The sequence below is a fragment of the Mesorhizobium sp. WSM4837 genome (assembly GCF_055811435.1).
The window spans coordinates 1-23,373 of the sequence record NZ_JBVVQE010000068.1 but is presented as its reverse complement, the minus strand read 5'-3'; the positions used below and the strand labels follow the sequence as shown (position 1 = coordinate 23,373).

General features: G+C 60.6%; 27 protein-coding genes, 2 tRNA genes and 1 pseudogene. 9 read left to right on the top strand and 21 right to left on the bottom strand.

The genetic code is table 11. The features are described 5' to 3' along the window. The first annotated feature begins 203 nt into the window (after positions 1 to 203). Positions 204 to 1,359 (top strand): annotated as a pseudogene (locus AC0L3D_RS29090) (IS3 family transposase). Between the two features lie 304 nt (positions 1,360 to 1,663). Here AC0L3D_RS29090 and AC0L3D_RS29085 read toward each other — a convergent pair. The 11 genes from AC0L3D_RS29085 to AC0L3D_RS29035 all read right to left on the bottom strand — a co-directional run bounded on the left by AC0L3D_RS29085 (position 1,664) and on the right by AC0L3D_RS29035 (position 9,232). Then, complete coding sequence (locus tag AC0L3D_RS29085; RefSeq protein WP_473646577.1) at positions 1,664 to 2,866, bottom strand: tyrosine-type recombinase/integrase; 1,203 nt, start codon at positions 2,864 to 2,866, stop codon at positions 1,664 to 1,666. Positions 2,867 to 3,078: 212 nt separating this feature from the next. Next, positions 3,079 to 3,154 (bottom strand) — tRNA-Phe (locus AC0L3D_RS29080). A 197-nt stretch (positions 3,155 to 3,351) separates the two neighbouring features. Continuing rightward, positions 3,352 to 3,555: a DNA gyrase inhibitor YacG gene (gene yacG, locus AC0L3D_RS29075; protein ID WP_473628412.1), complete on the bottom strand. Its 204-nt coding sequence runs from the start codon at positions 3,553 to 3,555 to the stop codon at positions 3,352 to 3,354. Further along, entirely contained in the window at positions 3,552 to 4,178 is a 627-nt protein-coding gene (locus AC0L3D_RS29070; RefSeq protein ID WP_287246483.1) for a Maf-like protein, read from the bottom strand. Before AC0L3D_RS29070 ends, yacG begins: the two co-directional genes overlap by 4 nt. A 27-nt stretch (positions 4,179 to 4,205) precedes the next feature. Continuing rightward, the gene (gene infA, locus AC0L3D_RS29065) at positions 4,206 to 4,424 is read right to left on the bottom strand and encodes a translation initiation factor IF-1 (protein ID WP_006200926.1); all 219 of its coding nucleotides are present in this window, start codon (positions 4,422 to 4,424) and stop codon (positions 4,206 to 4,208) included. 204 nt (positions 4,425 to 4,628) lie between these two features. Continuing rightward, entirely contained in the window at positions 4,629 to 5,093 is a 465-nt protein-coding gene (locus tag AC0L3D_RS29060) for an arsenate-mycothiol transferase ArsC (protein ID WP_473524168.1), read from the bottom strand. A 1-nt stretch (position 5,094) separates the two neighbouring features. Next, positions 5,095 to 5,580: a UPF0262 family protein gene (locus AC0L3D_RS29055; protein WP_027155503.1), complete on the bottom strand. Its 486-nt coding sequence runs from the start codon at positions 5,578 to 5,580 to the stop codon at positions 5,095 to 5,097. Between the two features lie 5 nt (positions 5,581 to 5,585). Next, on the bottom strand, positions 5,586 to 6,878 hold the full coding sequence (gene hisD / locus AC0L3D_RS29050; RefSeq protein WP_287176421.1) for a histidinol dehydrogenase: 1,293 nt from the start codon (positions 6,876 to 6,878) through the stop codon (positions 5,586 to 5,588). A 9-nt stretch (positions 6,879 to 6,887) separates the two neighbouring features. Continuing rightward, a complete protein-coding gene (locus tag AC0L3D_RS29045) occupies positions 6,888 to 7,322 on the bottom strand; it encodes a DUF2948 family protein (protein ID WP_473646576.1) in 435 nt (144 codons plus the stop codon). Positions 7,323 to 7,613: 291 nt separating this feature from the next. Then, a complete protein-coding gene (gene murA / locus AC0L3D_RS29040) occupies positions 7,614 to 8,906 on the bottom strand; it encodes a UDP-N-acetylglucosamine 1-carboxyvinyltransferase (protein WP_473628409.1) in 1,293 nt (430 codons plus the stop codon). A 119-nt stretch (positions 8,907 to 9,025) separates the two neighbouring features. Continuing rightward, positions 9,026 to 9,232 (bottom strand): hypothetical protein, encoded by a 207-nt coding sequence (locus AC0L3D_RS29035; RefSeq protein ID WP_287176425.1) that lies wholly within the window; start codon positions 9,230 to 9,232, stop codon positions 9,026 to 9,028. A 149-nt stretch (positions 9,233 to 9,381) separates the two neighbouring features. Between AC0L3D_RS29035 and AC0L3D_RS29030 the strand changes: the two genes are divergently transcribed. Continuing rightward, a tRNA-Thr gene (locus AC0L3D_RS29030) sits at positions 9,382 to 9,456 on the top strand. Positions 9,457 to 9,889: 433 nt separating this feature from the next. On the opposite strand, the gene AC0L3D_RS29025 is transcribed toward AC0L3D_RS29030, so the two are convergent. After that, on the bottom strand, positions 9,890 to 10,399 hold the full coding sequence (locus AC0L3D_RS29025) for a ferritin-like domain-containing protein (protein ID WP_027155497.1): 510 nt from the start codon (positions 10,397 to 10,399) through the stop codon (positions 9,890 to 9,892). Between the two features lie 766 nt (positions 10,400 to 11,165). Between AC0L3D_RS29025 and AC0L3D_RS29020 the strand changes: the two genes are divergently transcribed. Genes AC0L3D_RS29020 through AC0L3D_RS29010 form a run of 3 tightly spaced genes read left to right on the top strand, consistent with a single transcriptional unit; the run spans position 11,166 to position 13,080 of the window. Beyond that, complete coding sequence (locus AC0L3D_RS29020) at positions 11,166 to 11,810, top strand: hypothetical protein (RefSeq protein WP_473628407.1); 645 nt, start codon at positions 11,166 to 11,168, stop codon at positions 11,808 to 11,810. Then, on the top strand, positions 11,807 to 12,202 hold the full coding sequence (locus tag AC0L3D_RS29015; RefSeq protein WP_473628405.1) for a phage holin family protein: 396 nt from the start codon (positions 11,807 to 11,809) through the stop codon (positions 12,200 to 12,202). Before AC0L3D_RS29020 ends, AC0L3D_RS29015 begins: the two co-directional genes overlap by 4 nt. Next, complete coding sequence (locus AC0L3D_RS29010) at positions 12,199 to 13,080, top strand: hypothetical protein (protein ID WP_027155576.1); 882 nt, start codon at positions 12,199 to 12,201, stop codon at positions 13,078 to 13,080. The genes AC0L3D_RS29015 and AC0L3D_RS29010 overlap by 4 nt, the downstream gene beginning before the upstream one ends. Here the strand turns inward: AC0L3D_RS29010 and AC0L3D_RS29005 are convergent. Beyond that, positions 12,973 to 13,272, bottom strand: a complete 300-nt coding sequence (locus AC0L3D_RS29005; RefSeq protein WP_287225358.1) for a hypothetical protein — start codon at positions 13,270 to 13,272, stop codon at positions 12,973 to 12,975. The two genes, AC0L3D_RS29010 and AC0L3D_RS29005, sit on opposite strands and share 108 nt — an antisense overlap. Positions 13,273 to 13,880: 608 nt before the next feature. On the opposite strand from AC0L3D_RS29005, the gene AC0L3D_RS29000 reads away from it, so the two are divergent. After that, positions 13,881 to 14,909: a hypothetical protein gene (locus AC0L3D_RS29000; protein ID WP_473646575.1), complete on the top strand. Its 1,029-nt coding sequence runs from the start codon at positions 13,881 to 13,883 to the stop codon at positions 14,907 to 14,909. On the opposite strand, the gene ligD is transcribed toward AC0L3D_RS29000, so the two are convergent. Then, positions 14,892 to 16,715 carry a DNA ligase D gene (ligD, locus tag AC0L3D_RS28995; protein WP_473628403.1) on the bottom strand — a complete coding sequence of 608 codons (1,824 nt, stop codon included), beginning with the start codon at positions 16,713 to 16,715 and terminating at the stop codon, positions 14,892 to 14,894. The two genes, AC0L3D_RS29000 and ligD, sit on opposite strands and share 18 nt — an antisense overlap. Here ligD and AC0L3D_RS28990 point away from each other — a divergent pair. Beyond that, the gene (locus AC0L3D_RS28990; RefSeq protein WP_287225363.1) at positions 16,714 to 17,115 is read left to right on the top strand and encodes a DUF3606 domain-containing protein; all 402 of its coding nucleotides are present in this window, start codon (positions 16,714 to 16,716) and stop codon (positions 17,113 to 17,115) included. The two genes, ligD and AC0L3D_RS28990, sit on opposite strands and share 2 nt — an antisense overlap. 227 nt (positions 17,116 to 17,342) lie before the next feature. After that, the gene (locus AC0L3D_RS28985; protein ID WP_287225365.1) at positions 17,343 to 17,597 is read left to right on the top strand and encodes a low affinity iron permease family protein; all 255 of its coding nucleotides are present in this window, start codon (positions 17,343 to 17,345) and stop codon (positions 17,595 to 17,597) included. A 205-nt stretch (positions 17,598 to 17,802) separates the two neighbouring features. On the opposite strand, the gene AC0L3D_RS28980 is transcribed toward AC0L3D_RS28985, so the two are convergent. The 4 genes from AC0L3D_RS28980 to AC0L3D_RS28965 form a co-directional block, all read right to left on the bottom strand. Then, positions 17,803 to 18,102 (bottom strand): DUF1236 domain-containing protein, encoded by a 300-nt coding sequence (locus AC0L3D_RS28980; RefSeq protein ID WP_091597134.1) that lies wholly within the window; start codon positions 18,100 to 18,102, stop codon positions 17,803 to 17,805. Between the two features lie 248 nt (positions 18,103 to 18,350). Beyond that, the gene (locus AC0L3D_RS28975) at positions 18,351 to 18,800 is read right to left on the bottom strand and encodes a DUF982 domain-containing protein (RefSeq protein WP_473646573.1); all 450 of its coding nucleotides are present in this window, start codon (positions 18,798 to 18,800) and stop codon (positions 18,351 to 18,353) included. Between the two features lie 310 nt (positions 18,801 to 19,110). Continuing rightward, positions 19,111 to 19,548 carry a VOC family protein gene (locus AC0L3D_RS28970; protein ID WP_473628399.1) on the bottom strand — a complete coding sequence of 146 codons (438 nt, stop codon included), beginning with the start codon at positions 19,546 to 19,548 and terminating at the stop codon, positions 19,111 to 19,113. Positions 19,549 to 20,136: 588 nt separating this feature from the next. Beyond that, positions 20,137 to 20,349: a KTSC domain-containing protein gene (locus tag AC0L3D_RS28965; RefSeq protein WP_473628397.1), complete on the bottom strand. Its 213-nt coding sequence runs from the start codon at positions 20,347 to 20,349 to the stop codon at positions 20,137 to 20,139. Positions 20,350 to 20,739: 390 nt separating this feature from the next. On the opposite strand from AC0L3D_RS28965, the gene AC0L3D_RS28960 reads away from it, so the two are divergent. Further along, entirely contained in the window at positions 20,740 to 21,564 is an 825-nt protein-coding gene (locus AC0L3D_RS28960; RefSeq protein WP_473532752.1) for a class I SAM-dependent methyltransferase, read from the top strand. Between the two features lie 51 nt (positions 21,565 to 21,615). Here the strand turns inward: AC0L3D_RS28960 and AC0L3D_RS28955 are convergent, their stop codons facing one another. From AC0L3D_RS28955 to AC0L3D_RS28945, 3 genes are all read right to left on the bottom strand, one after another. Continuing rightward, complete coding sequence (locus AC0L3D_RS28955; protein WP_023800259.1) at positions 21,616 to 21,714, bottom strand: hypothetical protein; 99 nt, start codon at positions 21,712 to 21,714, stop codon at positions 21,616 to 21,618. 153 nt (positions 21,715 to 21,867) lie between these two features. Then, complete coding sequence (locus AC0L3D_RS28950) at positions 21,868 to 22,116, bottom strand: DUF982 domain-containing protein (protein ID WP_027155572.1); 249 nt, start codon at positions 22,114 to 22,116, stop codon at positions 21,868 to 21,870. A gap of 330 nt (positions 22,117 to 22,446) precedes the next feature. After that, positions 22,447 to 22,716: a hypothetical protein gene (locus AC0L3D_RS28945; protein WP_128170163.1), complete on the bottom strand. Its 270-nt coding sequence runs from the start codon at positions 22,714 to 22,716 to the stop codon at positions 22,447 to 22,449. Positions 22,717 to 23,373 lie beyond the last annotated feature (657 nt).

Here is a 23,373-nt window from a genome sequence, read left to right as displayed (position 1 = left end):
CCACGAATTCAAAACATCATGTCCCGGGCCGAGAAAAGCAAGCAGCAGGTGCATGAAGAGAGATAGCCTGCGACACCTGGGCGCGAGACTTCATGACCAGCGGCATCGCCGGTTACGCTGGCGACAATGGGCACACCTTGACCTGCCAATGAGTTTTTCCTTCACATGGAGTTGGCGTCCGGCCTTGACTGAAGGACGGACTGATGAAGCGGAAGCTGTTTACGGAAGAGCAGATCATTGCGGTTCTGCGCGAGCACGAGGCGGGCGCGAAAACGGGCGATCTGGCCCGCAGGCACAAGGCGAAGTATGGCGGGGTGGACGTATCCGACGCCAAGCGCCTGAGGCCCTTGAAGACGAAAATGCGAAGCTGAAGAAGCTGCTCGCCGACCAGATGCTGGAAGCCTCGGCACTTCGCGAGCTTCTGTCACAAAATGGTAGGGCCGGCCGCCAATCGCGAAGCCGTCGCGCATCTGTAGGCCGTCATGGGCCTATCAGAGCGTCGGGCCTGTTCCTTCGTCGGTGCCGATCGCAAGGTGATCCGCTACCAGTCATGCCGTCCGCCGGAGACCGAACTGCGCCGGCCGGCTACGGGATCTTGCCAATGAACGCGCCGGATTGGCTATCGGCGGTTGTTCATCCTGCTGCGGCGGAAGGGCAAGCCGTCAGGGATCAACCGCATCTATCGGCTCTACCCGGGAGGAAGGGCTGAGGGTTCGCAAGCGCGGGGCGTGGCGACGAGCGGTGGGCACGAGAGCGCCGATCCTGGTTGAGGCGAGACCGAATGCGCGCTGGTCCTTGGACTTCGTGCACGACCAGTTTGCCTGCGGACGGCGCTTCCGCGTGCTGAACATCGTCGATGACGTGACGCGCGAATGCCTGGCCGCATCCCGGACACGTCGATCTCCGGTCATCGGGTGGCACGTGAGCTGACCGATCTGATCAGCCGTCGCGGCAAGCCGGACATGATCGTTTCCGACCACGGCACCGAGTTCACCTCGAACGCCATTCTTGCCTAGTCGAAGGACCACAATTTCGAATGGTACTACATCGCGCCAAGCAAGCCGATGCAAAAGGCTACGTCGGATCCTTCAATGGCCGTATGCGGGACGAGCTGCTGAACGAGAGCCTCTTCTTCGGCATCGATCATGCGCGGAGCGCCATCGCCGAATGGAGGAGGATTTCAACACCGCGAGGCCACATTCCTCGCTAGCATACCAGACCCCGGCGGCGTTCGCCGGAACCCTGACCGCAACCGCCTCCGACGCTCCGCTCGATAAGGGCTTCGCGTCTCCGCCGGTTGCTCAACCCGCGCCCTACAGCGTAACAGAAACGGTCGAGGCTCTAATTGCTGCTGGATGAAAGTTCAGTGGGAGGTCACAACCTGCAGCGTGGCCACCCCGGAGCGTCCGCTATGAGGGAGCGACAGAACCAACTTCAGTGACCGAGATGAGGGCGCAAAGCTCACTTTCACTTCCCGCCATGCATGGGCCGAATTCGAGTCAGAATGCTTGGCTTCACCGGAAGTTTGGGCAGTGTTAATGTATCCCGAAAGCGGGAGGGATCACCCTCTCGCAGAATTTGTACAGTGGTATAGCGCTGCAAATCACCATTCGTCTTGGTCATTGGGTTCGCCAGACCATAGATGGCCCAGTTTTAGGGGTCTTCAACCGCCGGTAATTTTCACCCGCGCGTTTTTGCTCTCGAGTTCATCCAGATAATCGGCCCACCATTGCATCATCTTTACGCGCTCTTCCCAGTGCTCTGCCCGGGCGTAGGCGCGACGAACGTCGTTGCTCTCAACATGGGCCAGCTGCCGCTCTATGGCGTCCGGATGCCACTTTCCGCATTCGTTTAGCAGAGTCGATGCCGTTGCTCGAAAACCGTGCGCGGTAGCTTCTTCCTTACCGTAGCCCATGCGGCGCAGGGCGGCGTTAAGCGTGTTGTCGGAAATCGGACGCGAACCCGATCGAACACTAGGAAACAGCAGCAGCCCACCACCAGAGATTTCTCTAAGCGAGGTCAGGGCGCTGACGGCCTGCGTTGCAAGGGGTACGCGGTGCGGCCGTCGCATCTTCATGCGTCCTTCAGGGATTGTCCAAACCGAGCTTTCGAAATCGAACTCGTCCCATCCGGCCGCGCGCAGCTCGCCGGGGCGGGGAAACAGCAGGGCCATCAGCTTTAGGGCGGCTCGGGTTGTAGGCTGTCCGTCAAATGCATTGATCGCCCTCAGCAAGCCTCCCAAGGCCTTAGGATCGGTAACCGCGGCTCGCGGCGTGACCGTCGGACCGACGAGTGCGCCCCTCAGGGCGACCGTCGGATCTACATCGGCGCGTGCGGTTGCGATTGCATATCGAAACACGCTGCCGATGGTGGAGCGCAGTCGCCTGGCCGACTCGTATCGACCGCGAACCTCCACGCTGCGGAGAGCGGCAAGAATTGTGGCCGGATCGATCTCCCGAACGCTTTTGTCCCCAAACGTAGGATAGGCAAAGTCGAGCAACCATTTGACCTTGGTGATGGTCCGGTCGGCACGTCCCTCCTTCTTCAGCTTGTCGACATAGTCCTCCGCGATTAACCGAAAGGTGTCCTCTGCCGAAGCCTTTTGCGACTTACGCTCTTGTGCGGGGTCGATGCCACGTAGGAGGAGACGTTTGGCGGTATCGCGCGCCTCGCGTGCCTCAGCGAGGGAGATGAGGGGATAGCTGCCCAACGCCAGAAGCTTCTGCTTGCCGCCAAAACGATAGGCGAGGCGCCATAGGCGAGATCCAGTAGGCTGCACCCAAAGCTGGAGCCCGCCACCGTCAGTCAATTTCACGAGCTTGGAAGTGGGTCGGGCATTTCTGCATTTCACGTCGGAAAGGGCCATTTTCGGGACCTCCGTTTGGCTGCATCGATACCATCAGGATCTCCGATACCAGCGAAAATACCAGCCCTCCGCCTCGTTGGACCAACTACGCCGAAATTCCACAAAACCCGACCAACCGCGCCTTGCGCGACAAAATATTCAACGATTTCAGCTTGTTGCCGAAACAGAAGCGTAGAAGATTCGGCGAAAGAGACTATCGGGAGAAGAGGGGATGGTGCCCAGAGGCGGATTCGAACCACCGACACGCGGATTTTCAGTCCGCTGCTCTACCAACTGAGCTATCTGGGCCTGTTCCGGCACGCGGGCAGTTCTGCACGCCGGATTTCTTGAAAGCGCCGCAGGCGCCCCTTGAAAGCGCGTGGGTTATAGCACGGGAATCCGGCCTGTCCAGCGCCTAAGCGTTGATTTCAAGCGGCAAACGAGCAATCACTGGACAGCTCGATTCATGGGACGTGGTCGAAGTCACCAAGCCGTGCCGAACAGCTTCATTTGGGAGGGTCGTTGTCCGTTTCGTCCTCGTCGTCGCGGCCCGAAATGACATAGGTGCCCTTGAGCCAGCGGTTGAGGTCGATGTCCTTGCAGCGCACGGAGCAGAACGGGTAGGTCTCGCGCGCCGACGGCTTGCCGCATTCGGGGCAGGGCCGCTTGGGGCGCAGCGGCGTGACCTTGTCGTCCGCACCCGAGTTCATGGCCGAACTGACTGCCAGTTGGCATGCACCTTGAAGCCCTCGCCGGCCAGCAGCGCCACCGTCTCATAGAGCGGCAGGCCGACGACGTTGGTGTAGGAGCCGATAAGCTTGACGACGAAGGCGCCGGCCAGACCCTGGACGGCGTAGCCGCCGGCCTTGCCGCGCCATTCTCCCGAGGCCACATAGGCGTCGATCTCGGCGCGCGGCAGCCGCTTGAAACGCACCCTGGTCTCGACCAGTCGCTGGCGCAGCTTGCCGCTCGGCGTAACCAGGCAGATGCCGGAATAGACCCGGTGCGAACGGCCGGACAGCAGTCCGAGGCAATTGACGACGTCGTCGAACGTTTCGGCCTTGGGCAGGATGCGCCGGCCGACGGCGACCACCGTGTCGGCGGCCAGCACAAAGCTCGGTGCATAATCCTCTTCCGTCTGCAGCGAGGCCAGCGCCTTTTCGGCCTTTTCCTTCGACAGGCGCTTGGCCAGCGAGCGTGGATGCTCGGCGCGCAGCGGCGTTTCGTCGACGCCGGCCGGCAGCACGCGGTCCGGCTCGATGCCGGCCTGCTGCAGCAGTTCGATCCGGCGCGGCGAACCCGAGGCAAGCACGAGCTTCTGCAAAATGCTCATCGCGATCCCGGCCGAGCTCTGACGATCTTACTTGAAACGGTAGGTGATGCGGCCCTTGGTCAGGTCGTAGGGTGTCATCTCGACAAGGACCTTGTCGCCGGTCAGCACGCGGATACGGTTCTTGCGCATGCGGCCGGCGGTGTGGGCGATGATTTCGTGTTCGTTTTCAAGCTTCACCCTGAACATCGCATTGGGCAATAATTCCGTGACGACACCCGGAAACTCGAGGACTTCTTCCTTCGGCATTCGATACCTTTGCTTGGATGGATTCCCAGCGCCTAGAGCATGATGCCGAAAAGTGTGAAGCGGTTTTCGGACGACATCATGCTCTACTTCTTGGATTTAGAGGCGGATTCAGATTTCAGGTCGAACAGACCTGAAATCATCCGACTCTAGCCGGAATTTGGGCGGAACCTATATGATAATCGTGCGCTTGTGAACATGCTTAAATCAGCCCGGTTTCTCTGCTTCCGGCGCCAGAAAACGGCGGCCGATCCGCGCCTTCAGCCGTTCGCGCACCTCGCGATAGGCGGCCATGATCTGCTCGCGCGTGCCGCCGACGCCAGTCGGGTCCGGCATCGGCCAATATTCGACGTCGACGGAAAGCGAGCGGGTAAGCTCGAGCGCGGTGTGATGGGCTTCCGGCGACAGCGTGATGATCAGGTCGAAATAGTCGTCCTCGAGATCGTCCAGTGTCCTCGGGTGCCGGTCGCCGAGCGAAAGCCCGTCCTCGGCCAGCACGGCGTCGACGAACGGGTCGCGTTCGCCGCCGCGCACCCCGGCCGACGCGACGAAGGTCGCGGCCGGAAGCACTTTGCGCGCCAGCAGTTCGGCCATCGGCGAGCGCACGGCGTTCATGGCGCAGACGAACAGGATCGAGCGGGGCGGGATCGAGCGGGGCAGAGGGACTGACAGTTCAGCCTCGCCAGTGCAGTACGCAGACCAGCGTGAACAGCCGGCGCGCCGTGTCGAAATCGATGTCGATCTTGCCGGCCAGCCGGTCCATCAGTGTCTGCGAGCCCTCATTGTGCAGGCCGCGCCGGCCCATGTCGATCGCCTCGATCTGGCTGGGCGTCGAGGTGCGGATGGCATCGTAATAGCTTTCGCAGATCATGTAATAGTCCTTGACGATGCGCCTGAGTGGCGTCAGCGACAGGATGTGGGTTACGACCGCCGCGCCATCCTCGCGCGTCACCGCGAAGACCAGGCGGGATTCGGCCAGCGACAGTTTTAGCCGGTAGGGCCCGGCGCCGTCGTCATTGACCGGCTGGAAGCTGTTTTCCTCGATCAGGTCGAAGATCGCCACCGCCCGCTCATGCTCGACGTCGGGCGTCGAACGGCCGATCGATTCGTCGAGTTCGACATCGATGAGCCTGGCACGGGTTCGATCGTAGTCCGCCATGTCAGCTACATATTCAGCCGGATGGCGACGGAGCGTCCATGCCCGTCGAGGCCTTCCGCTGTGGCCAGCGCGATGGCCGCCGGCGCCAGCGCCCGCAATTGCTCCGGCCCGAGCTTCAGGATCGAGGTGCGCTTGACGAAATCGAGCACCGAAAGCCCGGACGAGAAGCGCGCCGAGCGCGCCGTCGGCAGCACGTGGTTGGAGCCGCCGACATAGTCGCCGATGGCTTCCGGCGTGTGGCGGCCGAGAAAGACGGCGCCGGCATTGCGCATCCGCGCCAGGAAGGCTTCCGGCTCGTCGATGGCAAGCTCGACATGCTCGGCCGCGATGCGGTCGACCAGCGGCAGCGCCGCCTCGATTCGGGGGACGTGGATGACGGCGCCGAAATCGCGCCAGCTCGCCGCCGCCGTCCCGGCGCGCGACAGGTTTTGCAACTGGCGTTCGACCGCCTGTTCGACCGCCGCGCCGAAGACAGGATCGTCGGTGATCAGGATCGACTGCGCCGACACGTCATGCTCGGCCTGGGCAAGCAGGTCGGCGGCGATCCAGTCCGGATCGTTATTGCCGTCGGCCACGACAAGCACTTCCGATGGCCCGGCGATCATGTCGATGCCGACCGTGCCGAACACCTGGCGCTTGGCCGCCGCGACATAGGCATTGCCGGGGCCGACGATCTTGGCGACCGGCTTTATCGTTTCGGTGCCGTAGGCAAGCGCTGCGATCGCCTGCGCGCCGCCGACGCGGTAGATCTCGGTTATGCCGGTCAGGTCCGCCGCCACCAGCACCAGCGGATTAATGATGCCGCCGGGCGCCGGCACCGCCATGACGACGCGCTCGACGCCGGCGACCTTGGCCGGCACGGCGCTCATCAGCACCGAGCTTGGATAGCTCGCCGTACCGCCCGGCACATAGAGCCCGACCGCCTCGATCGCGGTCCAGCGCGAGCCGAGCTCGACGCCGGCAGCGTCGGTATAACGGTCGTCGTTCGGCCGCTGCCGCTCGTGATGCGAACGGATGCGGTCACGGGCGAATTTGAGCGCCTCGATCGTCTGCGGGTCGGCCGCATCGTAGGCCTTGGCGATGTCGTCTTGCGACACGGCAATGCCGAGGCCTTTCAGATCGGCCTTTTCGAATCTCTGCGTGTAGTCGATGAGCGCCGCGTCGCCCTCGGCGCGCACCCGCGCGATGATCGCGCGCACCACCGCGTCGACGTCCTCCGAGACCTCGCGCTTGGTCAAAAGGAACGCGGCAAACCGCTGCTCGAAATCGGCATCGGACAGACGAAGCGTGATGGCCATCTTGTGTCCTCAGGCTCCGTGGAAGGGACGCGACGTCGCTTCCCAGGCGCCGCCAATGTCAGCCAGCCGCGCCTCGATGCACTCGACATCGAGCATGATCGCGCCGCCGCCTGAAAAGATCAGCTCGACAATGCCGGCCGGCTTGTCGAGCGCGACGAAGCTGATCGCCAGCAGCGACAGCACCTCGTCCGGCTTGTCGCGGGCCATGCCGCTGGTCTTGGCGCCCAGCACCCGGTCGAAATGCAGCACGCTTTGCCGCCGCTCATTGTGCTGGCGGAAGAAACCGGATTTCGCCTCCCAGACGAAGCGGTTCATCGTCATCATGAAGCGCTTGACCGCCGGCATGTATTCGAGGTCGCCGACCTTGAGCACGGCGTCCTGGACATGGGCCGAGACGATGCTCAGATCCTGATCGTCGAGCGCGACAAGCTTGAGAAGGTTCATGCGGAGTTCGCACCTGCGAAGGATTACATCAGTTTTCTGTTAGGCGGTCTTGGCGATCCGTGCAACCGCGCCACGGATTCCAGCACAATCGCATCAGGTTTGCGCCGCCCCTCACCTGCCTGCCGGCATCCTCTCCCCGCGGGGAGAGGGACGCCTTCGCAAGGATTTCGCCAATATCCGGCGTTGCAGAAAGGGCGCCGAGGTCGCGGCCAGCCCCTTCTCCCCGTCACTATACGGGGACAAGATGCCGGCAGGCAGATGAGGGGCAGCGCCGACCTCAGGCCGTTACCTCTACCCCGAAATCCGCTCGATCTCCGCGCCGCAGCCGGACAGCTTTTCTTCCAGCCGCTCAAAACCGCGGTCGAGATGATAGACCCGGTTGACCGTGGTCTCGCCTTCGGCTGCCAGGCCGGCGATGACCAGCGACACCGAAGCGCGAAGGTCGGTCGCCATCACCGGCGCGCCCTTCAGCTTCGGCACGCCGTCGACGATCGCCGTCTGGCCGGACAATGTTATGTGGGCGCCGAGCCGGGCAAGTTCCTGGACGTGCATGAAGCGGTTTTCGAAGATCGTCTCGGTGATGCGCGACTTGCCCTTGGCCATCGTCATCAGGCCCATGAACTGCGCCTGCAGGTCGGTCGGGAACGCCGGGAACGGCGCTGTCGTCACGTCGACCGGCGCAATGCCGGCGCCGTTGCGCCTGACGCGGATGCCGGAATTGGTCTGCGTGATCTCGGCGCCGGTTTGGGAAATCACGTCGAGCGCGGTCTGCAGCAGGTCCGCCCGCGCGCCTTCGAGCACGACATCGCCGCCGGTCATGGCGACGGCCATCGCATAGGTGCCGGTCTCGATGCGGTCGGGTATCACCCGGACGCGCGCGCCCGACAGCGCCTCGACGCCGTCGATGGTGATGGTCTCGGTGCCAGCGCCATAAATCCTGGCGCCCATGGCGTTGAGGCATTCGGCGAGGTTAAAGATCTCAGGCTCGCGGGCGGCGTTTTCGAGCACCGTCTCGCCCTTGGCCAGGGACGCCGCCATCATCAGCACATGGGTGGCGCCGACCGACACTTTCGGGAAGACGTAGCGATTGCCGACAAGACGGCCGTTCCTGGTCTTGGCGATGACATAGCCGGTGTCGACGTCGATATCGGCGCCCAGCGCCTGGAGGCCTTCCAGGAAAATGTCGACCGGCCGCGTGCCGATGGCGCAACCGCCGGGCAGCGACACCTTGGCCTCGCCCATGCGGGCAAGCAGCGGGCCGATCACCCAGAAGGAGGCGCGCATCTTCGACACCAGCTCGTAGGGGGCCGTTGTATCGACGATGTTGCGGGCGGAGAAAGTGACGGTGCGCGAATAGCCCTCCTGCTGCTTTTCGCGGCGTCCGTTGACCGAGTAGTCGACGCCATGATTGCCGAGGATGCGGATCAACTGCTCGACATCGGCCAGATGCGGCACGTTTTCCAGGGTCAGCGTGTCGTCGGTGAGCAGCGAAGCGATCATCAGCGGCAGCGCGGCGTTCTTCGCGCCCGAGATCGGGATGCTTCCGGCAAGCTTGTTGCCGCCGACAATTCTGATGCGATCCATGGAAGAGCGTCCCCTCGGCCGAAAGGCCGGTTTATCGGTTGAGTCTGTTGTGGCCCGTCTAAACCATTGGCCGGCTTGGTTCAAGAAACAGGATTCTCGCCCTGGCCAGCCTGTTGATATCAATCCTTTTGCGTTTCCCTTAAGGCGCCGAACCCTTCCGGCCGCTTGTCAGCCTCGCCAGTGCGTCGCGAGCGCGACTGCGCCTTGCGCTTCTGCAGATTGGCGCGCAATTGCTCGGCGAGCCGGGTCTGGCGGTCAGCCTTCTTCGGTGGGCTGTCCTTTTTCGATGGCCCGCCCTTGTCAGTTGGAGTTGCCTTGTCGTTCATGGTTCCGTCCCGGCTGACCCGCTATTCAGGGATAGCCAACAATGTGGCGCTGCCATGTCCGCAAAAGCCGTCGGAGCGGGCTTTCACAGATCGCTTGCGCTTGGCCTTGCGCTTGCCGGTTCGATATGGCAGAAGCCCCGCCATCAGCGGCTGCGGTAGCTCAGTGGTAGAGCACTCCCTTGGTAAGGGAGAGGTCGAGAGTTCAATCCTCTCTCGCAGCACCAGTTTATCCCATTGAAATCGTTCAACCACTTGACACGCAAGGCTCTCGTGATCGCTGCAGATTCCTTCAACGGAATTGGTTGGCACAAGATCGACAAGCGCAGCCCCTTGACATCGACGTGTATCCATTCCCATACGATGAAGGTGATGTGCGACGAGATTCAGGCTCCCACGGCCAGAACAGGTCATAGCGCCCGGGAATCAGCATGCGTGCGAACATCCTGGCTGCACAAACCATGCCGGCTGGGATTTTCGCGAGGCCTAGCAAGCCTCGCGCAGGTTCTGCTTCGAACATCGCGCTGAGAGGGAGCGGTTTCTTTTAGAACGTCAACCAATCCGCCATCCCTTCGCGTCTGAAGCCCTACCGGGTTTGACGTCGATCAGCCTCGTACCGCCGAAGGATTTCTACAACGCGATCGCAAGACTTTAGGCATGTCACCGTTTCGCGGTGTCAGCATCCCGCTCGTCGCGTCTGAGGAACTCGCTGGTGACCGTGCCGAGTTGGTTTTCCAGCCAATCTGCCATCGCCTCTTCTTCGCGGAGGTTTTCTTTACACGCTCTTTGGGTCTCGGAGTCGCCGACCTCGCCGGCTGCGGCAATGAGCATTTTGTAGCTGGCGATTTCCATATGTTCGAATGTGTAGCTAGCCAGTGATCCTTTCATCACCTCATCGCCTGCAAACATGCCGCTGATGTTCTGTCCGATGGCGATTAGCTTACCGCCGGCGTCCTTCAGCGTCGAAGATCCGTCGCCGATCCGATCGAGGCATTGTTCAAGACGTTTTGCCTGTTGCCTCGTTTCTTCGAGATGCATGTTCATCCGGTCGCGAATCTCGGGATAGTTTTCGAGACGCTCGATTTGGCCGCTCAACATGGTCTCGGCTTGTTCTTCCATGGCGTGAGCGTCGCGAAGCCACTGCACCAGACGTTCCTTGGAGTCTGTCATGTCTGTCTCCGTTGGTCAGCATTGTCTTACTGCCATCGCAACGCTGCCACAGACCGTTAGTTCCGATCGCCTGCAAAGCGCAGTCGATACCCGGCGGTGACCACGACATCCCGTCCCGCAGGTCGCTGCCTCCCCGGCCAAAAGCCCCTTGAAGCGCAACATTAGCGTCAGCTAATAGTGCTCTGTGAGCAGTGGGCGTTGCCTGGTAGGCGCCGGCCGGCAGCTTTTGGTCCGCCGCAGGAACAAGCTCCAGAGGTTAGGGCGGTGAGTATCTCAGATCAGAGCGGCCCGAGGACGAATGTGGCCAGTAGGGCAACAAAAAGCACAGCGGTGATCACGGCGCCCCACATGAGGACCCTTCCTGTGCCGCGTTGCTCTTCCTCGCGAGGTATCTCTTTCGCCATAGCAAGCATCCTTTTTGAGAAGTTCGGTGACTCAGCAACGTGTCTTGCGGAGGCTGGTTCCCGGCAGCCATCTTGAACGGATCAGCTTTCGGAGGGGCCTATTGATGCCCTGGTTCATTTGGATATTTCCCTTGGACCCACGCCATGGGCGCGCTGTCGCTAGAAGTCCATGCGATGGACGCCGGTTTTGGCACCGAATTCTTACTGCTAATTTAGCTGGAAGTGATGGAACCTGTTTGCCCCCGCCAAGTTCGTTAGGCAATGGAGGAGATTGCCACCATGAACAGTGTCATTTATCTCATCGGCCTTGTCGTCGTCGTGCTTGCGATCCTCTCCTTCCTCGGATTCCATTAGGAGATACCATGCAGCGCGAAGACGATCAGGGCCGTAAGCCGGCCGATTTCGAAACAGCCAAAAGCGAACTGTCTGAACGGTTCCAGCAGGAAACGCAGACCGCGACAGAGGCGCTACACGGCGCTCGCGACGAACTCGCCAGGAAGGCGGGCGACTACGCTGCTGAAGCGAAGCAGGCGTTGTTCGACAAAGCCGAGGGAACACAGCGCGATATCAGCTCCAACCTGAAGGCCTTTAGCGGAGCCTTGCGAGCAGCAAGCGAGCATCTGGCGAATAATAATCAACGGACCGCTTCGAAGTTCACCCTCGATGCCGCCGGCTCGCTTGAACGCCTTTCATCTTCGTTGAAGGACAAACCATTCGAAGATGTTCTTGGCGAGATGCGGACTTTCGGCCGCGAAAACTCAGGGGCGCTGATAGCCGGCTCAGTATTGGCAGGCTTGGCGCTGGGGCGGTTTATCAAGAGCACGCCGCCATCTGCTCGGACCGAGACACCGAGTCGATCGCAAACAGACGGGGGTTCAGAAACGGTTTCGAACTCGGATCAGTCCGCTACGCGATCGGCAGAGGCACCTGACACTACGCCGCCCCCCTTCAATCAGCCCAGAGACGACAGGGATTTGGCAGGCGCAAGCCTGGAGCAGAACCCATGAACAACAATCAGGAAAGTCGCGGCCTCGCAACCCTCGTCAGCGATCTGGCACAGCAGGTCACAAGCCTGCTTCAAACCGAAAGTAGGCTGTTGCGGGCCGAAATGTCGGAGAAAATCAGCAAGGCCGGCACAGGCGCCGCCGAGGTTCTGGCCGGCGCCATATGCCTTCTCGCGGCCTTGATGGTGCTTTTGCAAGCACTCGTAATCGCCCTGGCGAGTGCCGGCCTGGGAGCGGGATGGTCCTCGCTGCTTGTCGGGATCGTCGTCGCGGTACTGGGGATCATTCTCTTGCGCTCCGGCACGAAAAGCATGGCTCCTTCCGAGCTGACGCCTGATCGCACACAAGACCAACTCAAGCGCGACGCGCGCGTGATCAAGGATCAAATAAGATGAGCGAAAAATCCGCAGCCGAGCTCGAACGCGATGCCGACATCGCCCGTGCTAAAGTAGCAGACACCGCCGATTCGATCCGCAGCAAGATGACACCGGGTCAATTGATCGACGAATTTACCGGGATGTTCGCCGGTGGCGAGGGATCTGCCATGCTTGGCAATCTCAAGTCGCAAGTCAGGGACAACCCGTTGCCATTGACGTTGATTGGAGCCGGCCTGGCCTGGCTGATGCTCGGCGACGGCACGTCGGCAACCAACTCAGCTGCCGCCGCCTATCGGACAGGCACAGCTCCTGACGCTTTCTCTAACTTGCGCGGCGATGATTTCAGCCAGGGCAACGAAGGGTCCGGAATCGGGGCGATGCTCTCCGATACCGCCGGTTCGGTTACATCAGCAGCAAGCGACGCGGCCGAAGCTGCAGCAAACGCTGCAACGGGCGCCAAGGAGAGGATGACAAAAACCGCCGGACAGCTCGGCTCAAGCGCCAGCGAGATAGCGGCTCGGACGCGCCAATCGGCACAAGACCTCTTCGAGCGCGAACCGCTGGCTATCGCCGCAGTCGGCCTTGCGCTGGGCACTGCCATCGGGGTGATGCTGCCCCACACAGCCACAGAGGACGAGCAACTTGGCGCCTACCGCGACAAAATTCGCGACAGTGCGGAGGAGGTTTTCGAAACGGGCCTGGAGCAAGCAAAGCAAGTTGCCGCCGAGGCCTACGAAACGGTCAAGGAAGAGGCCGACCGGCAAGGCTCGGGTGGAGATGCAGGCACCCTAGCAGGCAAGGTCGGCAAAGTTGTGGAATCGACCGCAAACAGAACTGAGGAAGCCATTCGCGATCGTTTGCCGGGGTCGTCGGACGAGTCTTCTACCACCACATAGCGTCGCCACCAGCCTGAATGACGCGCTTGGTCCATACGATGTCATCCGGCACCGTCGCCGGTCGTAACCACACCGGATCGGAAGCGATTGCGGATGTGGTCTTGAAGTAGCGGCATTCACAATGGCGGCTTTGAACGCGGCGAAGGTCTCCGGCGGCACGTCCTCAGACTGGTAACATTTACCGCTGGCCACGAACCACGCCGAGAGGGTTCTGCGTTCCGGATCGTATTCCGTTTGCGTATCGAGGTGAACGCCATAACGCTCACACCTTGGTTCGGCGCGGGCCTGCTAGGTTTCTCCCCTTTTGGGTCCTATGACGCTAGTTAGAAAATCGCCAGATCGTCCTGAACGCGGGTCTGCAACGACCTAAACTTGCGTCCCGGTCCACCGCGTGAAGGTGGACCGACCCCGCTACCGCGACGTCGAAAGCCGGCGCTTCAAGCAGAGGCGCGCCTATCGGGGATCGCTTCGCCGTCGGCACCTGACCCGATCGTTCCAAGTCGGCCTGGTCCGGTGCCTGAACGACCGCCTGGAAGAGCTCGAACCCATCCCGAAATACGGCTGGTGTGTCGGGCATCGGCCCGCGTAGCGACCGACGCCTAAAGGCCGGCAGACAGGCCGCCGACAAGGTCAACCTGAACCGCGCGTTGGGCAACCAAGTCCGAAACCAAGTTCGCACGATATTTGGAATCAAGATTAGTCGGGTTGCCTCCCCGGCCGTAAGCCTTGAAGCGGAACGTTAGCGCGCGCTGATGGTTTTCTTTCAGCAGTGGTTGGCAATGCGACGTCAGAGGCATCCAATGTTGACCGTCGAAGGAAAATGGATATGGGACAGCTGGTATTGCCGGGATGATCAGGGACTCTGGCATGCCTTCTTTCTGCAGGCCGATCGCTCGCTAGGGAATCCCGAACTGCGACACTGGAATGTCACCTGGGGCCTTGCCACAAGTCCTGACCTGCGCAAATGGACGTATCGGGGAACGGTTTTCCGGCCGAGCAAAACTCCGTCTTTTGATGATCTGACGATCTGGACCGGCTGCATTGTGCGGAACGACAGGAATTCATGGACCCTCTTCTATACCGGGACATCACGCGCTGAAGAGGGCAAGATACAACGAATCGGACGCGCGAGTAGCGCCGATCTAGTCCATTGGAGAAGGCAGGGCCTTGCGCTCGAGCGCACCGGTGAGAATGCCGAGTATTACGAGGGTTGCGTTCCGCGGCGCTGGAAGGACTGCTCGCTGCGGGATCCTTGGGTGATACGTGACCCCGAGGGCTCTGGCTGGCTGATGTATTTCACGGCCCGATCGCCGATGCCATCGGATACCAATGCCTCTGGTGCAATTGGCGTTGCCCATTCGCACGATCTTGTAAATTGGCAGCTTCAGCCTCCGGTTTATGTCGGATCTTTCGGGGAAATCGAGGTCCCCCAAGTCTTCCAGCGGGGCGACAAATGGTTCTGCCTCTTCTGCACACATTCACAATGTTGGTCGGAAGAATTCAAACGCAACTATCCGGGAGAGCCGGTAGCGGGCATCCACTATCTTGGTGCCGATCATCCCTTGGGGCCATGGAAACCGGCGGACGGTCCATTCCTATACGGCACACCCGACTGCGAGATATATGCCGGGCGCCTTCTTACACATGGTGACCAGGACTATCTACTTGCCTTCATTTCGGGTCCGGAGGAGCGGTTTTCGGGGACAATCTGCGACCCTATTCCAATCCACTTTGACGCGTGCGGAAGATTGGCCTTGGTCGAGCCACGATCTCCAGATCCGCCGACTGATTATAGAGTCTCTGGTCTTCCTTCACGTCGGGCGATCTGAAAAAATGGCACGAGCGCGACCCGCTTTCCGCAGGCTTGTCTGCGGCGTCGGTCGAAATGGGCTTTGCAGCGTGAACGCGTCTGGCAGAATTCCCTTTTCGACCTGGCTCCAGGTTACGGGAGCTGCTATCGGAAAGTGTGGTCCGGCTCTTGGCGAATACGCACCGACCGCCGTGTTTCCTCGCCCATTTCGGAGATAATCCAGGAAGATCCGCCCTACGCGGGCGGACGGCGCAGCCGCCAACAGGTAGCGATCGGGATACTTGTTGACCAGCTGCTGCGCCAGCCTGCGTGCATACTGCCTGGCCGCATCGTGGGTGATCGCAGCGTTCAGCGGCGCCATCACATGCACGCCTTTGCCGCCAGTCACCTTCGGCCAGCTGTCGAGTCCTGCTGAACGCAGCATATCGCGGAGCGCCAAAGCCGTGCCGGCAACTAGCTCCCATTCGACTCCTTCGCCAGGATCCAGATCTATTACGAGGTGGTCGGCATGCTCGATATCATCAATGGTGGCGTTCCATGGGTGCAATTCGACAACGCCCATTTCCACCAAGCCAAGAAGCCCATCAAGGTCATCAACCCACAGCCTCACACCTTCGCCACCTTCGCGTTTCTGAACTCGCAGCTGATGCACGGCATCCGGAACTTTGGGCAATCTGCCCTTGTGATAGAACGTGACGCCGTGGGAGTGGCGAACCAGCTTGAGCGGGCGTCGGCCAAGGTGGACGAGCGCCTTCCTCGCTACCTTCGTCCAATATCCGATCAGATCCTCTTTCGAGGGCACGACGGCGTCGGGCAGCAATTGCAGAATGTTTTCGGGCGGCACGCCGAAACTTTCATCGGACGGCGGCCGCTTGCGGCCTAAAGGCGGCGCGCGGGCTGGTGGGCTCAGATCATCGCGCAGCCCCTTGAACACCGCCTCACGCAGCAGTCCGTCATCGGTGATCCCGCTATATTGGATTTCGGCCTCGACTGCTGGGTGCACCCAAGTTGCCTTGGGCTTGTCTATCGGTTCCGAGAGTGGAGATTTCGCCACAATCAGTGGGTCCAATCGTTCGCGCACTTCGCGTGCATCGCGCAGGCTGTAGCCGCTTTGCGCCTTGCCGGCATAGTGGACGCGATTCCCTTCGCGGCGGCCGAGATAAAGCGAGGCAATCCTGCGCGGCTTCGCCCCCAGCTTCTCGACGAAGGCAACGATCGGAAAGTTGTCGCTCTTGATGCATTTGAGCTTGAGCCAACTCTCCTGCCGGCCGGAGCGGTAGCGGGAATCTGCACGCTTCGACACGATCCCCTCCAGGCCCATTTCGCAGGCGTGCTCGAACACTGTCGGGCCGTCGCCCTCATAATGATCGACATAGACCAGCGCCGGCGGCGCGCCTCTCAAGAGACGTTGCAAGGCGCGCTTGCGTTCCAGCAGCGGAGCGTCCCGCAGATTCTTGCCGTTGAGGTGAAGCAGATCGAAAGCGTGGAAGATCAGCTTCGTTGACTCAGCTTTTCCAAGCTCGCGGCGTAGTGCCTGAAAGTCAGGAAGGCCGGTAGCGCCTAATACAGTCGCCTCGCCATCGATGATTGCGCGCTTTGCTTTCAGCTCAGCCGCGGCACCGACAATCGGGCCGTATCGGTCGGTCCAGTCGAAGCCCCTTCGGGTGAAGGCCTGCGCCTTGCCCCGCTGGATGATCAGCTGGGTCCGATAGCCATCGTATTTGATTTCGTGAATCCATCCATCGCCCTTGGGCGGCTTCTCGACCAGCGTGGGCATCTGGAATTCAATAAACGACAGCCGGCCAATGCCAGGCTCGGTAAGCATGCAATTGGACTCCAGACGCTTCGATTTGAATCAATATCCCCGTTTCGAATCGGTTCCGAAAAACAAAGTGAGGTCCGGCAGTGCTGGCATTCTCCCGTGTGAACAGAACTTGATCCCGCAGGCCCGCGGCAACGAAATCGGTTTGCCGGCGTTGCAATTGATTCGAAGCTCACAGGAGAACGCCATGGGCGATGACATGAGCGAGCGAGATTTCCGCGACCGCGTATCCGCCGGTGACGACTACGAGATCGAGTATTTTACCCAGCAGAACGGTGTCTCGGCAGACCAAGTCCGCCAACTTATCAAAAGCCACGGCAACAACCGGGCCGCTCTGACAGAACCCGCGAGGCGCTGCGTGAGCGGAAATGAGAAACAGCGAGGCCAGCCAGCTACAGGGTAAAGTTCACGACCGGCCGATCAGCCCGGGGCGGAGCATCTCGAGCGCTGTCCTATCCGCCGGCAAGATTTCGATTAGCGCGATCTTGGGCCAGGCACTTCATCACTACGAGCCAGAGCATGAGCTTCTGTCCTATGAAGATGCGTAGGAATTCTTGCACATGGCAAACCACCCAGTTCGGGGCACCATCACACACATTGGCACGCTGACGTCGCGGCCCGCAGGCGTTTTTGATTTTCCTGGCCTATGCCGGGCTTTGGCTTGTCTATGACGCACGCAGCCTCGATTGGCATTCGATTGCGACGCTAGCGACACGGGCCATGACGCTTTTCATCCAGCGCGCCGAACATCCCGATACTCAGGCCCTTCACGCCAAGACGGACGAACTGCTTTGCGCCGTCGGCAAGGCTGATAGCGAGACGGTCAAGTTCGACAAAGAGGAACCTGAAGAGATTGAAAGAGAACGAGAGCGAAAGCAGCAATGAGATTGACCGATAACGAGACCCGGCATTGCCGCGCGAAACCGTTGCAGCCCCAATGCGTTGGGTTGGGCCGCAAGTTGCCGGATGAGCCGACAGACCATTGCCTACGAGAGAGGGCAGGCAATGGTCTGTTGGATCAGACCGACTTCCAGATTTAGTGTCCTGCTATACCTTTCGGCACCGCGGGCTGTGCTCCCAGTCGCTTAGGTCACTCGATGACTTTGATGATCTTGCGTGTGCCTGGATCAACGACAACGGTCCGGTTGTCGACCATCACGTAACTGTATTTGGTGTCGGGAACTTCATGAAGCTCGACCGTCTCGGGCAGCGTTGAGCCGATATTGAGCTCTATCCCAGGGACCTTCACCGATGCGAGCGGCTGCTTCTTCACATATTCCCTGATGACGGTCTCCTGTTCAGGCTCGATGACTACGTCCTGAGCGGCAGCAGCGCCGATACCTGCCAGCAGCAGAAATCCCGCGGCTGCAGTGGAAAGTCGCATTTTCATAGTTGCCTCCTATGTGAGTCCTGTCGCGCCGAACAGCATCGTCACGCGCGATACTCACCGAACCCGCGGCAGCTGCAAAAGTTCCTTTGGCTGGGAGCTTCGGGCCGATCTCAGACAGGACCAAAGTCTCACTGTTCGCGCAACAGACTGGACATCGCACCATCCGGAACCGCGGCTGCCCCTAGTCGTTGCTCACTGTGAGTTCACTGGAAGAGCCCATGGAAAATAGCGTCCACCAAGCCCGCTGGTTACTCGCTCCGGTCTTCGCCGTCTCCATCGCGTTCCTTGGCAATTGGAATGTCGTTAGCTAGGGAATGCGCAGCAAGAGACCACCGCCATTCCTCGATTTGCGGGTGGTCCTGACCACGTCCGCCTAGGCGAGGCCTGTCAGCGGTTCCAAGGTGGCGAGGACGGGCATCACCCCACATCAGATCTTCAGCAACCCCGTCGAACTTCTTGAGGCCTTCGCTTGGGGGCTTCTGCTTATGAAGTCCCTGTTCCGTTGCAGCCGCCTCGAAGGCGGCGAACGCAGCTTGGTGACTGCAATGTCCGGCCAGGCATTCCTCGATCATTCGGATTGCTTCAAGCCGGGACGGCTTGTCCATGAATGGCCATGGTTGCTGAAGCGCTTTCGCAGCGTCGGCTATCGACGCGACCACCATCGGCCTGTGATTTGTAATCGGGACAAACGCCGTCATTTTCGTCGCTCCCCAGGAGTGAAGGCGGTTAAACGCGAAGACGTGGCGGTGGTTGCATCATCGTCGTGAATTCAGGGCGCCGCTGCCCGACGCGAACGGCCATGCAGGCCTTAACCGCCGCCAAGATCCAGGACGTCGATGCGGTCGAGCAAAGGCGCGAGGCGCCGTTTCGTGGCAGCATGCCCACGTTTCGATAATTGCATGCGTGTAGCGCGGCCGACCGTGGAGGGATGGACGTCGAACAGGCGGGTCGGCCTCGGACGCGCTCGCTGGCATTGGTCACTCTTCGCCATTTGTCTTCGTATTGCGCTCAGCTGAGGTCTTGGGCTAGTCCGATGAGGAGCCCTTCAGGCCCACGGATGTAGCAGAGCCGATACGCGTCTTTATACTGGACTACTTCGCCTTCGAGCTGCGCGCCGCGCGTGCGGAGCCTTTCAAGCGTCTCGTCGATGTCGTCCACGGCGAACATGACGCGGAGGTAGCCGAAGGCGTTGACCGGGGCGTTCCGGTGATCTGCGACGACAGGCGGCGTGAGGAAGCGGGAGAGCTCGAGCCGGCTGTGGCCGTCCGGTGTGCGCAGCATGGCAATCTCGACACGCTGATCGCCCAGTCCAGTGACACGTCCGGCCCATTCTCCTTCGATCGTGGACCGCCCTTCGAGCTCGAGGCCGAGTTCGCGAAAGAAATCGATCGTGCCTCCGAGATCTTCGACGACGATTCCTACGTTGTCCATCCGCTTGAGCGCCATGTTTCGAATCTCCAGGGTGTCGTTCCAATCTACAGGGTGTCGCCTAGTCTAACAGCGGACGCTTGAGTGGCCCCAACACCGATAGATGATGACATATGGACGTGCGGTCGTGTCCACATGTCTACAATTCTGCGGCCCCAGGTGGCTAAGGACAGGCATCACGAAACGGATGTGGTGAGAACGCCACATGCAGCAACCGAACAACCCGCCGTACATCGTGCCGATGCGGCGAGCATGAGCGCGGCCCTACTGATGCCGCGCGAGCCGGTCCATGGGTGCGTTTGCTTCGGCCAAACTAGCCAGCGCTTGCTCGACTTTTTGAGCCGAGGCGTCAGTGCGCTTGATGTGCCGGATCATTTGCTGCCTCAACCGAGCGAGCCTTTCCGCGCGATATACATCGCCGTATCTCGCAGTTTCAAGGTGGAGGGTCGCGAGCCTCATGGGCGACGATTCCGATTATCTAGCAGTAGAAATTCGCGAATCCGCCTTTCGTTCCGATGTCCGACCTTACCCTCGCAAAAGCTGGCCGGACGGCCGCGACGAATGAGCCGTATCCCTGCCAAAAGAGAGATCGTCCGCTGATGCTGCTCAGTCGACCGCGGGTCCAACTAGACGGTAGCGGAAGTGATTTCGGATGTGGCCGTTGAAGAAGCGGCCCTTGGCGAAGGCGGCTTCGAACTCGGCGAAGGTCTCCGGCGGCACGTCCTCAAACTGGTAGCATTTACCGCTGGCCACGAGCCACACCGGGAGGACTTTGCGCTCCGGATCGTATTCCGTTTTGTGTATCGAGGTCGACGGCATGACGTGACTACTCCAATCAGGGAGAGAGTCCATCTGAAGTTGCCCGCGCCCACGGAGGGGAAGGACGCGGGCCGATCGGGAGGGGACACCGATCTCGCAGCACAGAAGATGCTGCAGGAACGAACGTCCTGCCCATGCCGGTGTTCCATAGGAAACAAAAAAACCCGCCGCACAGGAGAGCGACGGGGCGATCAAGCGGTCACCGAGCTCGGGTGGGTCGGGATGCCCGGTTCGCGGATCGTGGAAAAATCCTACGCGCGCCGGCTGCGGCACGTCTACCAACCGCCGGTTGGCGCGGTTGCTTGTTTGACAGACGCGCGCCTATGATGACTGCTTAAAAGCGCCGATCGAGCCTTTTGCCGAGCGGCTCGTTGTGCGGAAAGGAACGCTATGGCCGAGCAGGAGCAGTGGCAGCTGCAAGGCAGCGCCGCGGAACTCTACGAGCGCTACCTGGTCCCGGCAATCACAGCCCTGTGGGCTGCCGACCTGGTGGATCGTGCTGCGCCTCAATCTGGTGAGCGGGTTCTGGACGTAGCTTGCGGCACCGGCGTGGTGGCACGCTTGGCGGCCGAGCGTATGGGAAGTGGGCAGGTCGTCGGCCTCGACATCAACACGGGCATGCTTGCCGTTGCTCGATCCCTCCCGACAGGCGCTGGACCGCGTATCGACTGGCACGAGGGAAGCGCGCTCGAAATGCCGTTCCCTGACGCCACCTTCGATCTGGTTCTTTGCCAGCTCGGACTGCAGTTTTTCCCGGACCGGTCGAGTGCGCTACGTGAGATGTTCCGGGTGCTGGTGCCTGACGGCCGACTGGCCTTAAGCGTTTTCAGCGCTATTGAGCGCACTCCTGCGGCAAAGGCGCTGGTGGACGCCTTGGATCGACACCTCGGTCCAGGCGCTTCGGCAACGAAACGGTCCGAGCATTCACTCGCCGATGCGGACGAGCTTTACCGATTGGTGGCCGGGGCGGGATTTCGTCAGGTGACCATCCACACGACGACACAGAACATCCGATTCCCCTCGTCAAAGGAATATGTGCGACTACAGCTGGCAGCGACTCCGCAGGCAGGGCTGGTCAGCGGAATGGATGCCGGACACCGCGACGCAGTCATCGCAGCGATTATGGGTGATGTAAGTTCTTCGCTGGCAATCTATTCAACTGGAGGGGAGCTGATGTTCGCCCAAGAGGCTCACGTCGTGCTCGCACGCAAATAGCGCAGCTCACTGTGCGGCATCCGGTGTTCAACAGCGCCCACGGAAGTGAGCCTAATTAGAGGAGGAGCGTAGCAGCCCCTCCTCCTTGACAGCAACCTCGAAGGCCTTCCTTACGTCGTCGGGCGTGCGCTCGCCATCATGGACGGCCATGCAGGCCTTAACTGCCTCCACATAGTCCCCGCTTGGTCCACTTCATGAATTCAGCAGCGGCTCCCTCGACATTGTTGCAGCCGTAGGTGAGCCCAGGTCGGTCGGTCTCGATGTTGACGGGAGGGTGAAACCAATGGATGGCCATGATACCTCCTACTCAGGCGAGAGATACATCTCCGCCTCTTTAGCGGCAGCCACGAAAGCCTTTCGAATCACGTGAGGGTCAATCGGATCGCCCTCCAGTGCTGACAGGCAGAGGGTCCACGCCTTGTGCCAGTGAGGTCCTCTCCGGGTCCACGTCTTGAGCTGCTCAAGGGCTGCCCTCGCATTGTTGCAGCCATGCCTGGCGCCTTCCGTTTCAGTCTTCACGAACACCGGAGGGACGAACCAAAGGGTTGCCATGATACCTCCTACTCAGGCGAGAGATATACGGTCGCCTCCTTGGCCGCCGCCTCAAGGCTTCACGGACCTCTTGGGGGGACACTCTGCCCTCGAACGCGTCAACGCATGATTGGACCGCCTTCGTCCATTTCGAGCCTTTGTGTCCCACGCCATGAGTTCCTGAGCGGCTCCCTTGACACGTTTCGCCTTCACGTAGACGGAGGGAGAGAACCAGAGGAGTCTCATGATGAATAAATTAGGGGATGCTCACTTGTTTGGTAGAGGCGAGATCACAGCGGCGGCTCGATCGAGTTCTCTGACCGGCTCTCATTTCCGGATCATGCCAGTCGCTTACCGCCCCAGCGCTTGTTTCAAAGCCGACAGAAGTTCTTCCTCGTCCACCACTCCGGCCATGTAATTGGCAATAATTCGGGACGCGAGCGTTTCGCGTTGTTGTTCCGATTGACCGTCAATCCTCAAGCGATTGAACACTCGGCCAAGCAGCGCCAGCTCGGACCGCTCGGTTACCTTCCCGAAATGCCATTCAACAAAGTCTTTGAAATCGTTCTCGCCAAGTTGCAGTTGAGGAGATCCGATCTTTACGTGACGCAGGCTTTTCATTTGTTGCCGGCGAGCCGCTCGAGCAACATCCTAGCATCAGACGTGGATGTCTGCTTCGATGCAGTGACGAAACATGAACTGGCCGGCCGGAGAGTGATTGCGCCCGGCGGAGCTGCCGCAAATGCATGCCGGAGGCATGGCCTCAAGCCACTTGTATCTTGTCATCCAAGCGCCCCGGGGCAGGACATATGAAGACAAAGCCGCCGAAATTTCGGCCGCCATCAAAAGGTTCTTGTAAGGGGTGGCAGATGCTCATACCGCCTCGGTTTGCGTTCGCGCCGCTCAGCGTTCGATCTGATGCCTGGGTCATTTGATGAACGTCACAGTGTTACAAAAAGCTCGTAAGCTGTTGATTCCATTACAGCAACTCAGAGTTCAATCCTCTCTCGCAGCACCAGTTTCAAGGCTTTCTGGAAGGGCTTCTATGCCGCCCTGTGCGCAGCTGCGCGGGGCCGGCGCGGGGATGCGCGAGTGCGCCGGATCGACCGCCGCCACCTTGTCTCAGTTTGGAGTTCGGCCGCGGGTGGCGAAGGTTTTGCCAATCGCGTGATTGCAGCCTATGCTTCGATATCGGCCGCCGGTGCTGCGGATGCAGCCGACAGTGAGAGGGTACGTGCTCTTGCCCGTCCGGGAGAGAGCCGTGTCCCAGTCCCTTCC

What these genes read in the sequence shown, in the direction of transcription:
- AC0L3D_RS28980 (WP_091597134.1), bottom strand. Translation starts at nt 18,102, where the DNA reads ATGAAAATGCGACTTTCCACTGCAGCCGCGGGATTTCTGCTGCTGGCA.
- AC0L3D_RS29015 (WP_473628405.1), top strand. Translation starts at nt 11,807, where the DNA reads ATGAACAACAATCAGGAAAGTCGCGGCCTCGCAACCCTCGTCAGCGAT.
- AC0L3D_RS29045 (WP_473646576.1), bottom strand. Translation starts at nt 7,322, where the DNA reads ATGAACCTTCTCAAGCTTGTCGCGCTCGACGATCAGGATCTGAGCATC.
- AC0L3D_RS29035 (WP_287176425.1), bottom strand. Translation starts at nt 9,232, where the DNA reads ATGAACGACAAGGCAACTCCAACTGACAAGGGCGGGCCATCGAAAAAG.
- AC0L3D_RS28970 (WP_473628399.1), bottom strand. Translation starts at nt 19,548, where the DNA reads ATGGCGCTCAAGCGGATGGACAACGTAGGAATCGTCGTCGAAGATCTC.
- AC0L3D_RS29070 (WP_287246483.1), bottom strand. Translation starts at nt 4,178, where the DNA reads ATGAGCATTTTGCAGAAGCTCGTGCTTGCCTCGGGTTCGCCGCGCCGG.
- AC0L3D_RS29025 (WP_027155497.1), bottom strand. Translation starts at nt 10,399, where the DNA reads ATGACAGACTCCAAGGAACGTCTGGTGCAGTGGCTTCGCGACGCTCAC.
- murA (WP_473628409.1), bottom strand. Translation starts at nt 8,906, where the DNA reads ATGGATCGCATCAGAATTGTCGGCGGCAACAAGCTTGCCGGAAGCATC.
- AC0L3D_RS28950 (WP_027155572.1), bottom strand. Translation starts at nt 22,116, where the DNA reads ATGGCAACCCTTTGGTTCGTCCCTCCGGTGTTCGTGAAGACTGAAACG.
- infA (WP_006200926.1), bottom strand. Translation starts at nt 4,424, where the DNA reads ATGCCGAAGGAAGAAGTCCTCGAGTTTCCGGGTGTCGTCACGGAATTA.
- AC0L3D_RS28945 (WP_128170163.1), bottom strand. Translation starts at nt 22,716, where the DNA reads ATGAAAAGCCTGCGTCACGTAAAGATCGGATCTCCTCAACTGCAACTT.
- AC0L3D_RS29055 (WP_027155503.1), bottom strand. Translation starts at nt 5,580, where the DNA reads ATGGCGGACTACGATCGAACCCGTGCCAGGCTCATCGATGTCGAACTC.
- ligD (WP_473628403.1), bottom strand. Translation starts at nt 16,715, where the DNA reads ATGCTTACCGAGCCTGGCATTGGCCGGCTGTCGTTTATTGAATTCCAG.
- AC0L3D_RS28960 (WP_473532752.1), top strand. Translation starts at nt 20,740, where the DNA reads ATGGCCGAGCAGGAGCAGTGGCAGCTGCAAGGCAGCGCCGCGGAACTC.
- AC0L3D_RS28990 (WP_287225363.1), top strand. Translation starts at nt 16,714, where the DNA reads ATGCAATTGGACTCCAGACGCTTCGATTTGAATCAATATCCCCGTTTC.
- AC0L3D_RS28955 (WP_023800259.1), bottom strand. Translation starts at nt 21,714, where the DNA reads ATGGCCGTCCATGATGGCGAGCGCACGCCCGACGACGTAAGGAAGGCC.
- AC0L3D_RS29000 (WP_473646575.1), top strand. Translation starts at nt 13,881, where the DNA reads ATGTTGACCGTCGAAGGAAAATGGATATGGGACAGCTGGTATTGCCGG.
- AC0L3D_RS28975 (WP_473646573.1), bottom strand. Translation starts at nt 18,800, where the DNA reads ATGACGGCGTTTGTCCCGATTACAAATCACAGGCCGATGGTGGTCGCG.
- AC0L3D_RS29085 (WP_473646577.1), bottom strand. Translation starts at nt 2,866, where the DNA reads ATGGCCCTTTCCGACGTGAAATGCAGAAATGCCCGACCCACTTCCAAG.
- AC0L3D_RS28965 (WP_473628397.1), bottom strand. Translation starts at nt 20,349, where the DNA reads ATGCCGTCGACCTCGATACACAAAACGGAATACGATCCGGAGCGCAAA.
- AC0L3D_RS29010 (WP_027155576.1), top strand. Translation starts at nt 12,199, where the DNA reads ATGAGCGAAAAATCCGCAGCCGAGCTCGAACGCGATGCCGACATCGCC.
- AC0L3D_RS29020 (WP_473628407.1), top strand. Translation starts at nt 11,166, where the DNA reads ATGCAGCGCGAAGACGATCAGGGCCGTAAGCCGGCCGATTTCGAAACA.
- hisD (WP_287176421.1), bottom strand. Translation starts at nt 6,878, where the DNA reads ATGGCCATCACGCTTCGTCTGTCCGATGCCGATTTCGAGCAGCGGTTT.
- yacG (WP_473628412.1), bottom strand. Translation starts at nt 3,555, where the DNA reads ATGAACTCGGGTGCGGACGACAAGGTCACGCCGCTGCGCCCCAAGCGG.